The sequence below is a fragment of the Bradyrhizobium sp. SPXBL-02 genome (assembly GCF_051853065.1).
Lineage (GTDB): Bacteria > Pseudomonadota > Alphaproteobacteria > Rhizobiales > Xanthobacteraceae > Bradyrhizobium.
In genome coordinates this window covers 1,349,524-1,368,812 of the sequence record NZ_CP182474.1, presented here as the reverse complement: position 1 = coordinate 1,368,812, position 19,289 = coordinate 1,349,524, and the positions used below count along the sequence as shown (strand labels likewise).

The window sequence follows — 19,289 nt, the reverse complement described above, 5'->3', positions numbered from 1 at the left end:
CGACACTCCGCCGCGGCGTCAATGCATCCCGGGATCAAGTCTGGCTTATCGCGGCTCCGTCGAGGCCAGGATCATGGTCCAGAACACCTTGTATTTGGTGCCTGGAGCATAGCTCGCCGCGATGCCTAATTTTGTGACACCGCCCTTGAGCATGTTGGCGCGGTGCGGAGGCGAGTCGCGCCAGCCGGAAAACGCTTCCGCCAGCGTATGATAGCCGGCCGAAATGTTCTCGACCGCCACGGTGGCAGGATAGGCGCCAGAGGCCAGACGCTTGGCCAGCGGCGCGCGGACGTCGTGGTCCATCTTGTTGGCCGCCGCCATCGCGCCCGACTGGGATTCGGCGAGCCTGGTCAAATCCGGATCGACCACGACCGTGCCGAGCCCGTTGTTCTGGCGGTATTGCGAGATCATGATCGCAGCCGCCTGGACGTCGAGCTTCGAGCCCGGGACCGCCATGTCGGCATACATCGACGGCTGCTGGACCGGTGCTTCGTTGCCGGCGCAGCCGGCGAGCAGCAACATGATGAGAATTGCGGCCGCAGCGCGCATGAATCGGGGCCCCCAAATGAGGGGCCGTTGTTGCATACCAACAATGGCTGAAAGGTGAATTTTGAAGAGAATTTGGGCCGTCATTCCGAGGCGGAATGACGGCAGACTTAGCCCGCAAATATCCGGTAGCGACGCGGATTGAGACCGATCGTGTCGCCGGCGCGCAGTTCCTTGTCGCGGGGGGCGTCGATCTCGATCGTCTCGCCGCCGGACAGGGCCACCTCCGCCCGCTGCACCGGGCCGAAATTGCGGACATGCTGGACCGCGCCCTCGAAGGCCCCGCTGCCGGGCGGGCCGACCAGCATGTCATGTCGCCGTACGAACAGCTTTGACGCGCCAGGCGTCAGGCCCTCCGCGGCGAGCTGAAGCGGCCGGTCGCCGAGCCTGATCACGCCGCCTTCGACCTGGACTGGCAACTCGATGGACTCGCCGATAAAGCCGTGAACGAAGGCGCTCGCCGGCGTTTCGTAGACATCGTCAGGCGAGCCGACCTGCTCGATCCGGCCCTTGTCCATCACCACGACGCGATTGGCGACTTCCAGCGCCTCCTCCTGGTCGTGGGTGACGAAGATCGAGGTGACGTTGATCTCGTGATGCAGCGAGCGCAACCATTTGCGCAGCTCTTTCCGGACCTTGGCATCCAGCGCGCCAAAGGGCTCGTCGAGCAGGAGGATGCGCGGCTCGATCGCGAGCGCGCGGGCGAGCGCGATGCGCTGGCGCTGGCCGCCGGAGAGCTGGCTGGGATAGCGGTCGGCGAGCCAGTCGAGCTGCACCAGATCGAGCAGCTCCTTGACCCGCGAGCGGATCGCGGCCTCGTCCTTTCGGACCGCGCGCGGCTGCACGCGGAGGCCAAAGGCAACGTTCTCGAACACCGACATGTGGCGGAACAGCGCATAGTGCTGGAAGACGAAGCCGACGTGGCGCTCGCGGGCGCCTTGCGCCAGCGCGTCCTCACCGTTGAAGAAGACTTCGCCCGAGTCCGGCCAGTCGAGGCCGGCGATGATCCGCAGCAAGGTGGTCTTGCCGGATCCGGAGGGGCCGAGCAGCGCCAGCAGTTCGCCGTTGTCGACCTTGAGGTCGACGCCGTCGAGAGCGGCAAAGCTGCCGAATTTCTTGACGAGATTCCTGACTTCAATCGTCACTGGCGTCTTGTCCTTCGTCGAGATGACGTTCGAGAATTGTTTTTGCGATGAGCGTGATCAGCGCAAGCATTGCGAGCAGCGAGGCGATCGCGAAAGCGGCGACGAACTGGTATTCGTTGTAGAGGATCTCGACCAGAAGCGGCATGGTGTTGGTCTCGCCGCGGATGTGGCCGGAGACGACGGAGACCGCACCGAACTCGCCCATTGCGCGCGCGTTGCAGAGCAGGACGCCGTAGAGCACGCCCCATTTGATGTTGGGCAGGGTGACGCGGAAGAAGGTCTGCAGCCCGGAGGCGCCGAGCGAGATCGCGGCCTCCTCCTCCTGCGTGCCCTGCTCCTGCATCAGGGGAATCAGCGCGCGCGCCACGAACGGGAAGGTCACGAAGGTGGTGGCGAGCGCGATGCCGGGAACCGCGAACAGGATCTGGATGTCGTGCTCGCGCAGCCAGCTGCCGAAAAAGCCTTGCGCGCCGAACAGCAGCACGAAGACGAGGCCCGAGATCACCGGGCTGACCGAGAACGGCAGGTCGATCAGCGTGATCAGGAAGGTCTTGCCAGGGAACTCGAATTTCGCAATCGCCCAGGCGGCGACGAGACCGAACACCAGATTGAGTCCGACGGAAATCGCCGCGACGATCAACGTCAGCTTGATCGCCGCCATCGCCTCCGGCTCGGCGAGCGCGGCGAAATAGGCGAGGATGCCCCGGGAAAACGCCTGCGCGAACACGACGACGAGCGGCAGCACGACGAAAACGGTGAGAAACAGCACCGCCAGCGTGATGATGGCGATGCGGACGGCGCGCGGCTCGGTGCGCAAATTGTTCCGCGCTGCCGCCGCGTGAGCGCGTGCCTTCGAGTCGGAGGCCGAGAGCGACACGGAATCTGCGATCTGCATCGTCATGATCCGCCCTCAGCGCGCCGGAATCCGGCTCCGCGCCCAGCGCTGGAGCCGATTGACCGTAAAGATGATGACGAAGGAGACGACCAGCATGACCACCGCGATTGCGGTCGCATCGGCGTAGCGGAATTCGGACAGGCGTATCACGATCAAGAGCGGCGCGATCTCGGAGACGTTGGGCAGATTGCCGGCGATGAAGATCACCGAGCCGTATTCACCGACCGCGCGGGCGAACGCGAGCGCGAGGCCCGTGAGCAGCGCCGGTGCGAGCGAGGGCAGGATCACGCGGACGATGGTCTGCCAGCGGCTGGCCCCCAAGCTGCCGGCTGCCTCCTCGATTTCAGGGTCGAGATCCTGGAGCACCGGCTGCACGGTGCGGACAACAAAGGGAATGCCGATGAAGATCATGGCGACGAAGATGCCGACCGGCGTGAACGCCACCTTGATGCCAAGCGCGGCGAGCGGCGCTCCCAGCCAACCTTTCTCGGCGAACAGCGCCGTCAGCGCGACGCCGGCCACCGCCGTCGGCAGCGCAAACGGCACGTCGACGATGGCATCGAAGATGCGACGGCCGGGGAAGCGGTAGCGCACCAGCGCCCAGACGATGATGCTGCCCATCACCAGGTTGACGCAGGCCGCCGCAAAGGCGAGGCCGAACGAGACGCGGAGCGCGTTCAGGGTGCGGCGGCTGGAGAGGATATTCCAGAACTGCTCGGGGCTGAGCTCGAGCGATCTCAGGAACAGGCCGGCGAGCGGAATCAGGATGATCACGGACAGCCAGGAAAGCGTCAGTCCCATGGTGAGACCGAAGCCCGGCAATGTCCGGCGTCGTGCTGCGAGTGCGCTCACCAGGCCCCCTGCTAAAGCCTCTACGACAGCGCCCGATCAGTTCTTGTAAATCTGATCGAAAACGCCGCCGTCTGCAAAATGTTCCTTCTGTGCCTTGGTCCAGCCGCCGAAGACGTCGTCGATCGTGAACAGCTCGACCTTGGCGAAGGAATTTTCGTACTTTTTGGCGGTCTCGGCATCGCGCGGACGGTAGAAATTGCGCGCGGCGATCTCCTGCCCTTCCTTGGTGTACCAGTATTGAAGGTAGGCGTCGGCCGCGTTGCGGGTGCCCTTTTTGTCGGCAACCTTGTCCACGATCGCGACCGGCGGCTCGGCGAGGATCGACTGCGGCGGTGCAACGATCTGGAATTTTTCGGGACCAAACTCCTTGAGCGCAAGATAAGCCTCGTTCTCCCAGGCGAGCAGCACGTCGCCGACGCCGCGCTCGACAAAGGTCACAGTGGCGCCCCGCGCGCCGGTATCCAGGACCGGCACCTGCTGGTAGAGCTTTCCAATGAAGTCCTTGGCCTTGTCGGTCGAGCCGTACTTCTTCTGCGCAAAGCCCCAGGCGGCCAGATAATTCCAGCGCGCGCCGCCCGATGTCTTCGGGTTCGGCGTGATGACGGCAACGCCCGGCTTGAGCAGATCGTCCCAGTCCTTGATGCCCTTGGGATTGCCCTTGCGCACCAGGAAGACGATGGTCGAGGTATAGGGTGATGAATTCTGCGGCAGCCGCTTCTGCCAATCCGTCGCGGTGAGACCCTTGTTCGCGATCGCGTCGATGTCATAGGCGAGCGCAAGCGTCACCACATCGGCCTGCAAGCCGTCGATCACCGCGCGTGCCTGCGAGCCGCTGCCGCCGTGCGACTGCTTGATCTCGACGCTCTTGCCGGTTTCCTTCTGATAGGCGGTCGCGAACGCCTTGTTGAACTCGACATAGAGCTCACGCGTCGGATCGTACGACACGTTCAGCAAATTGATGTCAGCGGCCAGAGCCGAGCCTGCCCAGAACCCCGTCGCGAGCAATCCCGCGGCGAGCGGAACGATACGGCGCATCATGTCCATCTCCATTCACCTCGACGACATCGGCGTCATCGACGGCAGGCATAACTCGTGGCGAAACGCTCTTGTGTCAACGGAACCTGATTTTCTTGTTCGCAGCGTGGCAGCGTGACTGTGCTACGAAGTCTTCATCGTGTGGATGCCGCATTCTGTCTTGGCCCTGCCACGCCAGCGGCCGGCGCGTGCATCCTCGCCCTCGGCCGTTCGGCTGGTGCAAGGCATACACCCAACCGACAGGAATCCTGACGCAGCCAGAGGATGTCGCGGCAATTTGGCGCGGGAGAAGATCGCCTCGATCTCCTCGCGCGAGACGTTGGCGAAGGGATTGAACTTCAGCCGCGCGCCATCGTCCTCGACGACCGGAATGTCGGCGCGCGCATTGCCCTGGAAACGCTTGCGGCCGTTGAGCCAGGCGTCGAACGGTTTCAGCGCACGCGCCAGCGGCTCGACCTTGCGGATGCGGCAGCAGGCGTCGGGATCGGAGAACCAGAGGTCGCGGTCGGGATCTTCGCGCGACAGCGTCTCCTCGGCGGGCCTGATCGAGCGGACGTCCTTCAGGCCCAGCGTCGCAATGAGGGTATCGCGATAGGCCAGCGTCTCCTCGAACAGCCAGCCGGTGTCGAGAAAGATCACGGGGATCGCCGGATCGACGTCCGCCATCACCTTCAACAGCGTCGCCGATTCCGTGCCGAAGGAGGACACCAGCGCAAGCTTCTCGCGCCCGACCGTTTTCAGCGCCGCGGCAATGACCTCCGCGGGCGAGGCATCGCGCAGGGCGCGATCGAGCTCGTCCGCCGAAGGCAGCGCAGACACGGGCGAAACCTGTGGCGCGATCGCGTTCACGTGCCGACCCCTTCGGAGTGGCGCAGCTGCATGCGCCGGTGGAGCGCGGTGATGCGGCCATCGCCGGTCGGCTGGTAGAACACCGAATAGCGCTTGGCGGTCTGCATGAAGGCTTCGGCGTCGGCCTGCTTCTTGACCTCGAAGGCATCGAAGCCGGCACGCAACATGAACACGAACTGGTCGCGCAGCACCTGACCGGTCGCGCGCAATTCGCCGCGGTAATTGTAGCGTTCGCGCAGCAGCCGCGCCTGACTGTAGGCCCGTCCGTCACGGAAGGTCGGGAACACCAGCGCGACGGCGGCGATCTTGCCGAGATACGGCACGAGCTCGCTGATGTCGCGACTGTTGGGCCAGATCACGCCGACCTTGCCCGAACGCTTGAGCAAGCCCTCGGCCTCGCCGAGGAAGCGCTCGGCGGGCACCAGGATGTCGCCGCCCTCGGGCAGCGGCGTGTCGACGGCGAGCTTGACAAAGCTGTCATCGACGATCTTTCCGCCGTTAACGAGTGGCATAGACGCGCTCCTTGAAGGGTTCGACGCCGAGGCGCTTCACCGTGTCCATGAACAGCTCTTCCGGCCGCTCGCGCAGCGCGAGATAAGCTTCCACGATGTCCTCGACGACGTCGGCGACCTCGTCGAACTTCACGCCGGGACCGATCAGGGTGCCGAGCGCCGCATTCTCGTCCGCACGGCCGCCGATGGTGATCTGGTAAACCTCCTCGCCGTTCTTCTCGACGCCGAGAATGCCGATATGGCCGACATGGTGATGGCCGCAGGCATTGATGCAGCCGGAGATGTTGATGTGGAGACGGCCGATCAGGTTGGCCAGCTCGTGGTTGGCGAAGCGCCGCGTCAGCTCCTGCGCGATCGGAATCGAGCGCGCGTTCGCCAGCGAGCAATAATCGAGCCCCGGGCACGCGATGATGTCGGTGATCAGATTGACGTTGGGCGTCGCGAGCCCGAGCTTGTCGAGCGCCTTCCACAGCGCCGGCAAATCGCGCTTGGCGACGTGCGGCAGCGCCAGGTTCTGCTCATGGCCGACGCGGATCTCGCCGAAGGAATATTTGTCGGCGAGATCGGCCAGCGCATCCATCTGCTCGGCCGTGGCGTCGCCCGGAGGCCCGCCGGTCGGCTTCAGCGAGATCGTGACGATCGAATAGCCCTGCACCTTGTGCGGCGCCACCGAGTTCTTGCGCCACGCCTCGAAGTCCGGATCGGCCGCGGCCTGGCGCAGCTCGTCCGGCATGTGCGGCAGCTTCTCGTAAGGAGGATAGGTGAAGCGCGAGCGGATGTCCTCGATCACCTCGTCGTCGATCTGGAGCGAGGAGTTACGAATGTGCTGCCACTCGTCCTCGACCTCGCGCGAGAATTTCTCGATGCCGAGCTCGTGCACCAGGATCTTGATGCGCGCCTTGTAGATGTTGTCGCGGCGGCCGTACTGGTTGTAGACGCGCAAGATAGCCTCGATGTAGCTGAGGATGTCGCGTCCGTGCACGAAGTGCTTGATGGTCTTGGCGATGAACGGCGTGCGGCCGAGACCGCCGCCGACGAGAACCTCGAAGCCGGTCTCGTTCTTCTCGTTCTTGATCAGGCGGAGGCCGATGTCGTGGATCTTGATCGCGGCGCGGTCGTGGTCCGAGGCGGTGATCGCGATCTTGAACTTGCGCGGCAGGAACGAGAATTCCGGATGCAGCGTGGTGTGCTGACGGATCAGCTCAGACCAGATGCGCGGATCCTCGATCTCGCCCGGCGCGACGCCGGCCCACTGATCCGAGGTGACGTTGCGCATGTTGTTGCCGGAGGTCTGCATCGCATGGATGCCGACCTTGGCGAGGTCTTCGAGCGCGTCCGGCAGCTCGGCGAGCTTGATCCAGTTGAACTGGATGTTCTGCCGCGTGGTGAAGTGGCCATAGCCGCGGTCGTATTTGCGCGCGACATGGGCGAGCGCCCGCATCTGGTTCGTCGCCAGCGTGCCGTAGGGAATCGCGACGCGGAACATGTAAGCGTGCAGCTGCAGATAGACGCCATTCTGCAGACGCAGAATCTTGAACTCGTCCTCGGTGAGCTCTCCGGACAGGCGCCGCTTCACCTGGTCGCGGAACTCCGAGACGCGCTCGTTGACGAGCGTGCGGTCGATTTCGTCGTAAGCGTACATAAGTGCGTGCCTTAAACCTGGGCCGGCTGTCCGATTGTGACGCCGGTGCGGCGAATCTGTTCGCGCAGATTGCCGGGCAGGACCTTGCCATCGTCGCCGATCTCCACCGGCGCGATATAGGGGCCGATGGCGCCGACGTCATCGGCCACGGCTTCCGCAAGCAACGCCTTGGCCTCGTCGGAGTTGCGCACGATGGCGGCTTCCGACAGCTCGGCGGACCAGCTTTTGGCGGCGGTGCGGTAGACCACGATGCCGTCCCAGGTGCGATTGGCCGTCACAACCGAGGGGCCGGCGATCTTGATCTTCTTCTGTTCGAGCGGAGAGGTCATTCGGCTGCATCCAATAGGTCAGAGATGATTTGCTTGGGAGTCTGGCGGCGAAGCGAACCGGCATGCCGGACCACGTCGCCGATGATGAGAATGGCGGGACCGCCATGGATCCGCCGCACCAGTTCCGGCAGGTCGCGCAGCGTGCCGATCGCGCCTTGGGCATCGGGTCGCGTGACGCGGGCGAACACGCCGACCGGCGTCTCCGGCGAGCGACCGGCCGCGAACAAGCCGGCGCGCACGGCGGGCGCTGCGGTCACGCCCATGTAGACCACGACGGTCATCTTCGTGTCGGTCAGCGTCGACCAATCCACGTTCTCGGCATCGCGCGACTTGTGCGCGGTGAGAAAGGTGATGCGGGTCGCTTCGTGACGATAAGTGAGCGGCACCTCGAAATCGGCAGCGGCGCCTAGGCCTGCAGTGATGCCGGGAATGATCGAATAGGCGACGCCGGCGGCGCGCAGCGCTTCCACTTCTTCGCCGCCGCGGCCGAACACGAAGGGATCGCCGCCCTTCAGCCGCACGACGCGCTGGCCCGATTGCGCGGCCTCGATCATGCGCCTGTTGATGGCGTCCTGGCCGATGCCGGGCCTGCCGACGCGGCGGCCGACCGCAACGCGCGTTGTGTCGCGGCGAATGCGATCGAGAATCTCGGGCGAGACCAGCTCGTCATGGAAGACGATGTCCGCGTCCTGCAGCGCGCGCAGCGCCTTGATGGTGAGCAGATCGGGATCGCCGGGGCCGGCGCCGACCAGCGCGACCGAGCCTTCCGGCTTGTCGGCGCGGGCAAATACGGCGGGATCGGAGATCGCCTTGAGCGAAGCGTCCGCCTCAGCCTTGCGGCCGGCGAGCACGGCAGCGCCGATCGGACCGTCGATGACGCGCTCCCAGAAGCGGCGGCGCAGCGGAAACTCGGCGATGCGCTCGTTGATGGACTTGCGGAAGGTGCCGATGAACTCGGCGAGTTCGCCGATGCGCGCCGGCAGCAGCGCCTCGATCTTCTCGCGCACGCGCCGCGCCACCACCGGGGAGGTGCCGCCGGTGCCGACCGCGACCACGACATCGCCGCGATCGACGATGGCCGGAAAGATGAAGCTGGAATGCTCGAGGTCGTCCATGACGTTGACGGGAAGGCCGAGCGACTTGGCGCGAGCCGACATGGCCACACCGACATCGCCCGCGCCCGCGCAGACGACAGCAATGACACCTACGAGATCGGCCGTGAGCGGATCGCTCGCCGCGATCTCGATGCGGGCCGCATCTTCGGAGCCCAGGCCGAGGTCATGATTGCCGTCGATCGCATGCACGCGCAGCCGCGCGCCGGCAGCGGCGAGCACGCGCAGCTTGGCGCGCAAAAGCTCGCCCGCGCCGATGAGAATCACCGGGCCGGCCTTGAGATCGAGAAACACCGGCAAGAACCGCATGCGATACTCGCTTCCCCACAAACGGGGTTGACTGGAATTATTTTCTATATATGTCTCGTTTCGAGCGCGCAAAGAGAAATTTTTTTCTTCTCTTCTGCACCGCAACTATAGAATTTTCGCCTCCAAACGCAAAGTGGCAGAGATGCATCTTCTCAGGACGGATTCCGGTGCAGATGGGCAGAACTTTCGCGCGCCCATTTCCGAGCAAATTCCAGTCGGGCTGACCGCCCCGAGCATGGATCATCTCGACCAGCTCGAAGCGCAGAGCATCTACATCTTCCGTGAGGCCTTTGCCCGGCTGAAGAAGATTGCCCTGTTGTGGTCGCTCGGCAAGGACTCCAACGTCATGATCTGGCTGGCGCGGAAAGCCTTCTTCGGCAAGATGCCGTTTCCGGCCCTTCACGTCGACACCGGCAAGAAGTTTCCGGAGATGTATCGCTTCCGCGATCATTACGGGAAGGAATGGGATCTCGATCTGCGCGTCGAGCCCTGCCCGCCGATCGATGCGGTCGACCCGACGCTGCCGCCGGCCGCCCGTTCCGCCGCGCGCAAGACCGAGGGCCTCAAGATGGCGCTCGCAAAGTATGGCTTCGACGGCCTGATCGCCGGCATCCGCCGCGACGAGGAAGCGACCCGCGCCAAGGAGCGCGTGTTCTCGCCGCGCGGGCTCGAAGGCAATTGGGACGTGCGCGACCAGCCGCCGGAGTTCTGGGACCATTTCAACGCCTCGCCGCCGCAAGGCGCGCATTTGCGCATCCATCCGATCCTGCATTGGACCGAGGCCGATATCTGGGCCTACACCAAGCGCGAGAACATTCCGATCATCCCCCTGTACCTCGCCAAGGACGGCAAGCGCTATCGCTCGCTGGGCGATCAGGACATCACCAACCCCGTGAATTCGACGGCGTCCAGCATCGACGAGATCCTGATCGAGCTCGAGCAGACCAAGGTGCCGGAGCGCTCGGGGCGCGCGCTCGACCACGAGACCGAGGACGCCTTCGAGCGTCTGCGCGTCGCCGGCTATCTCTGATCAAGGACGCTTTGCGGCTATGAACATGATCGTCACTCCCGCTTCGCCTGCGACCCCGAACGGCACCACGCGTCCGCAAGTGCGCATCGTCATCGTCGGCCATGTCGACCACGGCAAGTCGACGCTGGTCGGCCGCCTCCTGCATGAAACCGGCAGCCTGCCCGACGGCAAGCTCGAAATGCTGAAAGCTGTGAGCGCGCGGCGCGGCATGCCATTCGAATGGTCGTTCCTGCTCGACGCGCTGCAAACCGAGCGCGACCAGGGCATCACCATCGACACCACGCAGATCCGCTTCCGCACCAATTCGCGCGACATCGTGCTGATCGACGCGCCCGGCCACGCCGAATTCCTGCGCAACATGATCACCGGCGCCTCGCAGGCCGACGGTGCGGTGCTGATCATCGATGCGCTGGAGGGCGTGCGCGACCAGACCAGGCGGCATGGCTATCTCCTGCATCTGCTCGGCGTGAAGCAGGTCGCCGTCGTCGTCAACAAGATGGACCGCGTCGATTTCTCCGCCGCACGCTTCAAGGACATCAGCGACGAGATTTCCGCGCATCTGAACGGCCTCGGCGTGACGCCCACGGCCGTGATCCCGATTTCCGCGCGCGACGGCGACGGCGTCGCCGAGCGTACGGACCGCATCGGCTGGTACAAGGGACCGACCGTGGTCGAGGCGCTCGATCGCCTCGAGCCGGCGCGTCCGCTGGAAGCGCTGGCGCTGCGGCTGCCGGTGCAGGCGATCTACAAGTTCGACGACCGCCGCATCGTTGCCGGCCGCATCGAATCCGGCAGCCTGATTGCCGGCGACGAGATCGTGATCATGCCCGCGGGCAAGATCGCGAAGATCAAGACGGTCGAGAGCTGGCCGGTGACGCCGGTCGCCAGCCGGCAAGGCGCGGGCCGCTCGGTCGGCATCACGCTCGACCGCGAATTGTTCATCGAGCGCGGCGACATCATCGCGCATGTGGGCAGCGCCCCGCGCGAGACGCGGCGGCTGCGCGCGCGGATCTTCTGGCTGCACGACAAGCCGCTCGCGAAGGGCGACCAATTGCTGGTGCGCTGCGGACCGAAGGAAAGCCGCGCCACCGTTGTCGCCATCGAGAAGGCGGTCGATCCCGGTGAGCTCTCGAGCAGCGAGAACAAGGCGATCGGCCGCAACCATGTCGGCGAGATCGACATCTCCCTGTCCAATCCGATCGCGACCGATCCCTACACCGAAAATCCGCGCACCGGCCGCCTCGTGATCGAGGTGTCCGGACGCATCGCGGGCGGCGGCCTGGTGCTGTCGGTCGATGCCGGCCAGCGTGCCGTGCCGGTCGACATCGTGCCGGTGGAATCGGCGCTGCGCAGCGACGAGCGCTCGGCGCGCTATCGCCATAACGGTGCCGTGGTCTGGCTCACCGGCCTGCCCGCCTCCGGCAAGTCGACGCTGGCGCGGGCGCTGGAGCGGCGTCTCTTCACCAATGGCGGCTCGCCGATCCTGCTCGACGGCGACACGCTGCGCGCCGGGCTCAACAGCGATCTCGGCTTCTCCGCCACCGATCGCAGCGAGAACATCCGCCGCCTCGCCGAGGTCGCGACACATCTCGCCCGCAACGGCCACATCGCCATCGTCGCGGCGGTCTCGCCCGCGCGCGAAGATCGCGCCGCCGCGCGCCGCATCGCCGATACCGCGTTCCGCGAGATCCATGTCGCGACGCCGGCCGAAGTGTGCGAGGAGCGCGATCCCAAGGGCCATTACAAGAAAGCCCGCGCCGGCGCGCTCGCCTCGTTCACCGGCATCGGCAACGATTACGAGAAGCCTGAGGCTGCCGAGCTCGTGATCGACACGTCGAAGCGGACCGTGGCTCAGGCGGCTGACGAGATCGAGCAGATGCTGAAGACATCAGGCGTGCTGTTCGACGAGCTCGTGGACCTCGCTGCGAACATTTGAGGTCGCCCCAGTCTCCGCTGTCGTCGCCCGGTGTGAACCGGGCGACCCAATATTCCAGAGACAGCGTTGGGATACGGAGAAGCCGCGGCGTACTGGATTCCCCGCTTTCGCGGGGAATGACACCGGTGCGTGGGGCTTCTCCCACCTTCTCTTGACATTTTGACAAGCCCCCGGGGGTCTTCTCACCGCCCTGATTTTGGGGCTAATAGGTCCGGAAAGCCGCCCCGCGTGGGCGCATTTTGCTGCTGTCGGGTCAAAAGCAGCCAAAAACAGCCATTTCCAACAAGAAAGCCCATCATGAAACGCGTCGACGCCCACGGATTGAAGATCGCCCCTGTTCTGTTTGACTTCATCGCCAAGGAAGCCGCCCCGACAACGGGGATCGCGCCGGATGCGTTCTGGGCCGGGCTTGCCGGCATCATCAAGGAGCTGGGACCGAAGAACCGCGAGCTGCTCGCGTTTCGCGACAATCTGCAGGCCAAGATCGACGACTGGCACCGCGCCAACAAGGGCAAGGCGCTCGACCTCGATGCCTATACCGCCTTCCTGAAGGAGATCGGCTATCTCGTGCCGGAGCCGGCGACGCAGAAGGTCGAGACCGCCAATGTCGACGAGGAGATCGGCAAGATCTGCGGCCCGCAGCTCGTCGTGCCCCTCACCAATGCGCGCTACGCGCTGAACGCGGCGAATGCGCGCTGGGGCTCGCTCTATGACGCCTTCTACGGCACCGACGCGATCCCGCACGACCCGTCCGAGAGCGGCAAGGGCTACAACAAGGCGCGCGGCGACAAGGTGATCGCCAAGGCCAAGGCGTTCCTCGACAACGCCGTGCCGCTCGCGACCGGCAGCCACACCGACGTCACCGCCTACAGCGTCGTCGCGGGCCAGCTCGCAGGGAAGCTGAAGAGCGGCAACGCCACCGCGCTGAAGCACGCCGCACAGTTCGCCGGCTTCCAGGGCGATGCCGCCGCGCCGAGCGCCGTGCTGCTCGTCAACAACGGCCTGCATATCGAGGTCAAGATCGACCGCAGCAGCGCGATCGGCAAGGACGATCCGGCCGGTGTCGCCGACATGATCGTGGAGGCCGCGGTCTCGACCATCCTCGACATGGAGGACTCGGTCGCCGCGGTCGATGCCGAGGACAAGGTGCTGGTCTACCGCAACACACTCGGCCTGATGAACGGCACGCTGTCGGCCGATTTCGAGAAGGGCGGCAAGACGCTGACGCGTTCGCTCAATTCCGACCGCCTCTACAAGACGCCTGACGGCAAGGGCGAGGTCAAGCTGCACGGCCGCAGCCTGCTGTTGATGCGCAATTGCGGTCACCACATGTTCACCGACGCGGTGCTGGACGAGAAGGGCGAAGAGGTTCCGGAAGGCCTGCTCGATGCCGCCGTCTCGGGCCTGCTCGCGATCCACGACCTCAAGGGCCACTCCAAGGTCAAGAACAGCCGCACGGGATCGGCCTATATCGTCAAGCCGAAGATGCACGGCCCGGACGAGGTGTCGCTGACCTGCGAGATCTTCGACCGCGTCGAGAAGATGCTGGGCCTGCCCGAGAACACGCTCAAGGTCGGCATCATGGACGAGGAGCGGCGCACCACCGTCAACCTCAAGGCCTGCATCCAGCGCGCCTCCAAGCGCATCATGTTCATCAACACCGGCTTCCTCGACCGCACCGGCGACGAGATCCACACCTCGATGGAAGCGGGCCCGATGATCCGCAAGAACGAGATGAAGGCGCAGGCCTGGATCAAGGCCTACGAGGACTGGAACGTCGAGATGGGCCTGACCTGTGGCCTGCCGGGCCACGCCCAGATCGGCAAGGGCATGTGGGCCGCCCCCGACAAGATGGCGGACATGCTGGCGCAGAAGCTCGCCCATCCGCAGGCCGGCGCTACCACCGCCTGGGTGCCCTCGCCCACAGCGGCGACGCTGCACGCGCTGCACTACCACCAGGTCAACGTGATCGCGCGCCAGGAAGAACTCGCCAAGGGCGGACCGCGGGCAAAACTGTCCGACATCCTGACCATTCCGGTGTCGAAGTCGAACTGGGCTCCCGATGACGTCAGGCAGGAGATCGACAACAATTGCCAGGGCATTCTGGGCTATGTCGTGCGCTGGATCGACCAGGGCGTCGGCTGTTCCAAGGTGCCCGACATCCACGATGTCGGCCTGATGGAAGACCGCGCCACCTTGCGCATCTCCAGCCAGCACCTCGCCAACTGGCTGCACCAGGGCGTCATCACCGAGGCGCAGGTGATGGAATCGCTCAAGCGCATGGCGGTCGTCGTCGACAAGCAGAACGCTGGCGATCCGATCTACAAGCCGATGGCGCCCGCCTTCGACGGCGTCGCCTTCAAGGCGGCCTGCGAACTCGTCTTCAAGGGGCGCAAGCAGCCGAACGGCTACACCGAATACATCCTCACCGCGCGCCGCCGCGAGGCCAAGGCTCTTGGATAAGAGGCTCTTGGATAAAGAGGCGCTGGGCTGAACGAAGTCACGGAACCGTCAAAAGCCCCGGCCCGCGCCGGGGCTTTTTTCTTGCGCGAAACGTCGCGGCTTGGCGCGGAACAGGCTGCGTGCGCCTCGCGTTGTCGGGCCATCAACCCATGGGAGATGGTCATGGACTGGAATCGGATCGAAGGAAACTGGAAGCAGTTCAAGGGATCGGCCAAGGAGAAATGGGGCAAGCTCACCGATGACGACCTCCAACTGATCGAGGGCCGCCGCGAGCAGCTCGAGGGCCGGCTGCAGGAACGCTACGGCAAGGCCAAGGACCAGGTTCGTCAGGACGTCGACGACTGGCTGAAGTCGCTGCACTAGCGCAGCATGAACGAAGCCCCGGCTCAGGCCGGGGCTTTTTGTTTGGGAGCAGTAGCCCCCGCTAGAATACTGTCAGATATTTCAGCAGCGACACGACGCCGATGATGATGACGATCACGCGCGCGATCTGCTTGGCGCGGCCGTCCATCGGCAGCATGTTGATCAGATAAAGCACGAGAATGACGACGAGAAAGGTGACGAGGACGCCGATCAGCATTGCAGGGACCCCCCTTCTGGCAAATTGCTAACGATGTCCTAACGCTGGCCTCGCGCGCTGGTTCCATCAACGCAACCCATTGCAACTTCTAGTAAATGCGTATTTTTACCGGTAGCTTGGCTGCCTAAAACTTTACCCTTTTCCTCTCACATGCAGAAACCGTCTGGCCATGAGGCGCCAACGGCATGTGATTGCCGATGCCACAGGGCTCCTCCTTTTCGATTGTTGCCGGGCGCCCTCCGCGAACTCGACATGGAAATTGGGGGACCTCGATGCTGAATCGTCTGACCGTATCCGCGCTGCTCAAGGCCGTGATCGCGATCACGTCGGTCTGCGTGGTCGTTGCGCTCTCGCTCACCGCCTACGCATCCTGGGATCGGCTGAGGACCGCCAGCCGGATCTCGCAGATCGCGGACGCGTCCGCCGACCTGTTCAAGGCGATGCACAATCTGCGGACCGATCGCTCCACCAGCAACAGGCTGCTGAACGCGACCACGCCAATGGACGCCGACATCGAGAAATATCTGCGCGCGATCCGCGACGCCGAGATGCCGGCGATGGCGCATGCGCTCGAGCTGTTGCCGGCCATCGACTTTCCGCAATCCGGCACGCTGGTGCCGGAGCTCGCGCGCCTCTACAAATCCGCGAGCGAGCAGCAGAAGCAGTTCTGGGAGGACGTCGCCAAGCCCAAGGATCAGCGCCGCGCCGGCCTGCCGAAGGACTACATGGAGACGACGCAAGGCCTGCTCGACACGCTCGACAAGCTCTCGAGCGTCCTGGCCGGGACCGTCAATCACCAGGACGCGGCGATCGATCAGCTGCTGTCGATCAAGCAGAACGCATGGCTCTTGCGCAACACTGCCGGCGAAGCCTCGCTCATCGTCTCGACTGGCCTTAACGCCGGCAAGATCACGCCCGAGGCTCACCAGTCCTACACCCAATATGTCGGCGGCACGGCCGCGATGTGGAAGGCGCTGGAATTGTCGGCATCGGGCATGCAGCTGCCGTCCGCACTGTCATCCGCCATGACCGCGGTCAAGTCCGCCTATTTCGATCCGCAATATCTCGCCCTGCGCGACCGCCTCGCGGAGACGCTGGTGAAGGGCGACAAGGCCGAGATGACAGCCAATCAATGGACCCCGGTCACGGTCGGTCGCCTGTCCAATGCCGTCGCAGTGGCAGAAGCCGCCCTCGACGCCGCCAAGGTCCATACGCTGGAGCAACACGGCGCCGCGCAGCGCGCGCTGATCGTGCAGCTTGGGCTCCTGGCGCTCGCCATTGGGCTTGCCGTCGGCGCGACCATGCTGGTCAGCCGCCGCGTCATCACCCCGCTCAACACCATCCGCGACGCCATGCTCAAGGTCGCCGGCGGCGACCTCGCCGTCGACAGCGGCTATCTCGACCGTCATGACGAGATCGGCGCACTGGCCGGCGCACTGGAGACCTTCAAGCAGCAGGCGGCCGAGAAGCTCAAGATCGAAGAGCAGGAGCGTGAGCGCAATGCGGGCGCCGCCGCCCGCCAGCGCGTGGTCGAGGCCCATGTCGGCGAGTTCGAGAGCGCCGTGCGCAAGTCGTTGGGCGAGCTGAGCGAGGCCTCCGGCGAGATGCGCAAGACCTCGGGCGACCTGTCGGCCGTCTCGCGCCAGAGCAATGAACGCGTCGAGATTGCCGGCAAGGCCTCGAACGAGGCCTCCACGAGTGTCGAGAGCGTCGCGGCAGCGGCCGAGGAGCTCTCGGCCTCCATCAACGACATCAGCCAGCAGGCCGCGCATGCCGCGGGCATCGCCAGCCGCGCCGTCACCCAGGCGCGCGAAACCGACGGCACCGTGCAGGGCTTGGCGCAGTCGGCGGGGCGCATCGGCGAGGTCGTCGGCCTCATCAACACCATCGCGGCGCAGACCAACCTGCTCGCGCTCAACGCCACGATCGAGGCGGCGCGCGCCGGTGATGCCGGCCGCGGCTTTGCCGTGGTCGCCTCCGAGGTGAAGTCACTCGCGAGTCAGACCGCGAAGGCGACCGAGGAGATTTCCGAGCAGATCGCCGACATCCAGAAGGTTGCGGGTGATGCCATCAACGCGATCCAGGCGATCGGCGGCATCATCAGCGAGGTCAACGAAGTCGCTACCGCCATCGCGGCCGCAGTGCAGGAGCAAGGCGCCGCTACGCAGGAGATCACCCGCAGCACGCAATACGCGGCGCAGGGAACCAAGAACGTTTCGGACAACATCACCGGCGTGAAGGCCGATGCCGACACCGCAGCCGGTGCCGCGGAGAACGTGAAGCAGGCCTCCGAGATGCTGGAGACGCAAAGCCGCCAGCTCGGTCAGCAAGTCAGCGATTTCCTGGGCAAGATCCGCGCGGCGTAGGGCTGGCGAGGACGGCGTTCGGAAGCCGAAGCTACTCCTTCGCCACCACGGGGACCTGGCGGAATCTGGCGCGCACCGATTCCGGCAGCGGCGAGAAATTCATCGCGACACCGCGGCGGTCATTGGCGTTGCGGCTGGCGACCACGAGGCCGCCGGCTCCGGCGACGATGTCGCCCTTGCGCAGGGTCGGATCGTCCTCGACCTTGACCGATGCGAGCCCGACCGGGTCCTTGCCGTTGCAGGTACAGCCCGCGACGATCTCGTTGCGAAAGCGGAACGCGTTCGGCAGGTCGGAATAGGACTTTCCGTTCTCCGTAGAGGCGTCGTCGATATTGCTGCCATAGACCAGCGAGGTTTCCGAGGCTGGGCAGAAGCTCTTGCAGGATTGCGCCTTGCTCTCGGAATCGCTGCCCTGCGCCGGGAAATAGCGGCCGTCACAGCCGCGCACGCAATAGGCCGCGCCGCCGCCATAGGAGGCCCGCTGACGCGGCCCATCGTAGCGCGGCCCATCGTCATTGGGGAACGGCATGCGGATTTCCGGCGGCGGCCGCATCCGGAAGCCGCCGAACAATGCCGAGAAGAAATCCTCCGCATGCGCCGACGGCGCCGATGCAAGACCGGCGGAGATCGCGATCAGGATCACCGTTCCGCCAGTCCATTTGCCAATCAGGCGTCTGCTCATATGACCTCGCTCACGCTTAATTCACGGCCGACGACGTGACGTTCAACGCCTGCCGACCCGAGGGCAGCGTCGTCACGGCCGGCCGCCTGCGCACGGGCTCGCCGGCCTTGTCGCCTCCTCTGGCCATCAAGGGCGCGTTCTTCGGCAGCACCACGACCTTGGCGCCGACATTAACGCGATTGAACAGGTCAATGACGTCCTCGTTGGTCATGCGGATGCAGCCGGAGGAGACGAACTTTCCGATGGTGGAGGGATCATTGGTACCGTGGATGCGGTATTGGCTCGAGCCGAGATACATCGCACGCGCACCGAGCGGGTTGCCGGGGCCGCCGGCGACGAAGCGCGGCAGATAGGGCTGGCGCGCGATCATCTCGGCCGGCGGATGCCAGTCCGGCCACTCGGCCTTGCGACTGACGCTCTGCACGCCCGACCAGGTAAAGCCCTCGCGGCCGACGCCGACGCCGTAGCGGATCGCGCGGCCGCCTCCGAGCACGTAGTAGAGATAGGTGCTGTTGGTATCGATGACGATGGTACCAGCCGCCTCGCTCCTGTCGAAGCTGACGATCTGCCTGCGCAGCCGGTCGGGCAACTGAGCATCCTCGTCGGCGACCTGCGGCGCCTCGTTGAGGTCATCCTGCGAGTATTGGCCCTGCGAGTACAGGTCCTGCGGGTACACCCGCTGCATCGGCGCATAGCCGAAGGTTTGCGCGCTCGCGGTGCCCATGGGCGCCATGAGCAGAGCGCTTGCGAAAGCGAATGCGCCGACGGCGCGCGGCGAGAAGCTGCGACGGACTGCAAACAACTTTGTCATGAGCTGCCCCGTTGGATGTGCATCAGGTAATGCGCTGCCCAACAAACTCCGCCGGCTGGATCGAAGTTCCGTTGCCGCGTGCGGCAGCGACGTCACAGTCAAGCGAGCCATCGTTCACGAAGCCGCGATGGAACCGGCATACCGCCCACGCGTTGTGAGGTCATCAATGGGCGCGCGGATCGCGGATTCCGTGCG

Annotated in this window: 18 protein-coding genes; 5 read left to right on the top strand and 13 right to left on the bottom strand. The window is 65.0% G+C overall.

Going from position 1 to position 19,289, the window contains the following annotated elements:
* Positions 1-45: 45 nt before the first annotated feature.
* The 10 genes from ACNJYD_RS06415 to cysG form a co-directional block, all read right to left on the bottom strand.
* Positions 46-549: a CAP domain-containing protein gene (locus ACNJYD_RS06415; protein ID WP_212254186.1), complete on the bottom strand. Its 504-nt coding sequence runs from the start codon at positions 547-549 to the stop codon at positions 46-48.
* Between the two features lie 107 nt (positions 550-656).
* Positions 657-1,691 carry a sulfate/molybdate ABC transporter ATP-binding protein gene (locus tag ACNJYD_RS06410; RefSeq protein ID WP_260382055.1) on the bottom strand — a complete coding sequence of 345 codons (1,035 nt, stop codon included), beginning with the start codon at positions 1,689-1,691 and terminating at the stop codon, positions 657-659.
* Positions 1,681-2,592, bottom strand: a complete 912-nt coding sequence (cysW, locus tag ACNJYD_RS06405) for a sulfate ABC transporter permease subunit CysW (RefSeq protein WP_172784875.1) — start codon at positions 2,590-2,592, stop codon at positions 1,681-1,683. Before cysW ends, ACNJYD_RS06410 begins: the two co-directional genes overlap by 11 nt.
* Positions 2,593-2,601: 9 nt before the next feature.
* On the bottom strand, positions 2,602-3,387 hold the full coding sequence (cysT, locus tag ACNJYD_RS06400) for a sulfate ABC transporter permease subunit CysT (RefSeq protein ID WP_246570639.1): 786 nt from the start codon (positions 3,385-3,387) through the stop codon (positions 2,602-2,604).
* Between the two features lie 87 nt (positions 3,388-3,474).
* Complete coding sequence (locus tag ACNJYD_RS06395) at positions 3,475-4,482, bottom strand: sulfate ABC transporter substrate-binding protein (RefSeq protein ID WP_433996045.1); 1,008 nt, start codon at positions 4,480-4,482, stop codon at positions 3,475-3,477.
* A 114-nt stretch (positions 4,483-4,596) separates the two neighbouring features.
* Positions 4,597-5,322, bottom strand: coding sequence for a phosphoadenylyl-sulfate reductase (locus ACNJYD_RS06390; protein WP_439365689.1), 726 nt, complete (start codon positions 5,320-5,322; stop codon positions 4,597-4,599).
* A complete protein-coding gene (locus tag ACNJYD_RS06385; RefSeq protein WP_172784879.1) occupies positions 5,319-5,834 on the bottom strand; it encodes a DUF934 domain-containing protein in 516 nt (171 codons plus the stop codon). The genes ACNJYD_RS06390 and ACNJYD_RS06385 overlap by 4 nt, the downstream gene beginning before the upstream one ends.
* Positions 5,821-7,476 carry a nitrite/sulfite reductase gene (locus ACNJYD_RS06380; protein ID WP_172784880.1) on the bottom strand — a complete coding sequence of 552 codons (1,656 nt, stop codon included), beginning with the start codon at positions 7,474-7,476 and terminating at the stop codon, positions 5,821-5,823. Before ACNJYD_RS06380 ends, ACNJYD_RS06385 begins: the two co-directional genes overlap by 14 nt.
* Before the next feature lie 11 nt (positions 7,477-7,487).
* Positions 7,488-7,805 carry a DUF2849 domain-containing protein gene (locus ACNJYD_RS06375; protein ID WP_172784881.1) on the bottom strand — a complete coding sequence of 106 codons (318 nt, stop codon included), beginning with the start codon at positions 7,803-7,805 and terminating at the stop codon, positions 7,488-7,490.
* Complete coding sequence (cysG, locus tag ACNJYD_RS06370) at positions 7,802-9,226, bottom strand: siroheme synthase CysG (RefSeq protein ID WP_212254182.1); 1,425 nt, start codon at positions 9,224-9,226, stop codon at positions 7,802-7,804. The genes ACNJYD_RS06375 and cysG overlap by 4 nt, the downstream gene beginning before the upstream one ends.
* Before the next feature lie 235 nt (positions 9,227-9,461).
* Here cysG and cysD point away from each other — a divergent pair, with 235 nt between their 5' ends.
* From cysD to ACNJYD_RS06350, 4 genes are all read left to right on the top strand, one after another.
* Positions 9,462-10,256, top strand: a complete 795-nt coding sequence (cysD, locus tag ACNJYD_RS06365) for a sulfate adenylyltransferase subunit CysD (RefSeq protein ID WP_172784883.1) — start codon at positions 9,462-9,464, stop codon at positions 10,254-10,256.
* A gap of 19 nt (positions 10,257-10,275) precedes the next feature.
* Positions 10,276-12,192, top strand: coding sequence for an adenylyl-sulfate kinase (cysC, locus tag ACNJYD_RS06360; protein WP_439365688.1), 1,917 nt, complete (start codon positions 10,276-10,278; stop codon positions 12,190-12,192).
* 297 nt (positions 12,193-12,489) lie between these two features.
* Positions 12,490-14,655, top strand: coding sequence for a malate synthase G (locus ACNJYD_RS06355; RefSeq protein ID WP_439365687.1), 2,166 nt, complete (start codon positions 12,490-12,492; stop codon positions 14,653-14,655).
* Between the two features lie 162 nt (positions 14,656-14,817).
* Positions 14,818-15,018: a CsbD family protein gene (locus tag ACNJYD_RS06350; RefSeq protein ID WP_008546815.1), complete on the top strand. Its 201-nt coding sequence runs from the start codon at positions 14,818-14,820 to the stop codon at positions 15,016-15,018.
* Positions 15,019-15,079: 61 nt separating this feature from the next.
* On the opposite strand, the gene ACNJYD_RS06345 is transcribed toward ACNJYD_RS06350, so the two are convergent.
* Positions 15,080-15,235: a Thivi_2564 family membrane protein gene (locus ACNJYD_RS06345; RefSeq protein WP_130363252.1), complete on the bottom strand. Its 156-nt coding sequence runs from the start codon at positions 15,233-15,235 to the stop codon at positions 15,080-15,082.
* 272 nt (positions 15,236-15,507) lie between these two features.
* On the opposite strand from ACNJYD_RS06345, the gene ACNJYD_RS06340 reads away from it, so the two are divergent.
* Entirely contained in the window at positions 15,508-17,601 is a 2,094-nt protein-coding gene (locus ACNJYD_RS06340; RefSeq protein ID WP_439365686.1) for a methyl-accepting chemotaxis protein, read from the top strand.
* 31 nt (positions 17,602-17,632) lie between these two features.
* Here ACNJYD_RS06340 and ACNJYD_RS06335 read toward each other — a convergent pair whose 3' ends face one another.
* The gene (locus ACNJYD_RS06335) at positions 17,633-18,283 is read right to left on the bottom strand and encodes a DUF2865 domain-containing protein (RefSeq protein ID WP_439365685.1); all 651 of its coding nucleotides are present in this window, start codon (positions 18,281-18,283) and stop codon (positions 17,633-17,635) included.
* Between the two features lie 16 nt (positions 18,284-18,299).
* Positions 18,300-19,094 carry a L,D-transpeptidase gene (locus tag ACNJYD_RS06330; protein WP_439365684.1) on the bottom strand — a complete coding sequence of 265 codons (795 nt, stop codon included), beginning with the start codon at positions 19,092-19,094 and terminating at the stop codon, positions 18,300-18,302.
* Between the last annotated feature and the right edge of the window lie 195 nt (positions 19,095-19,289).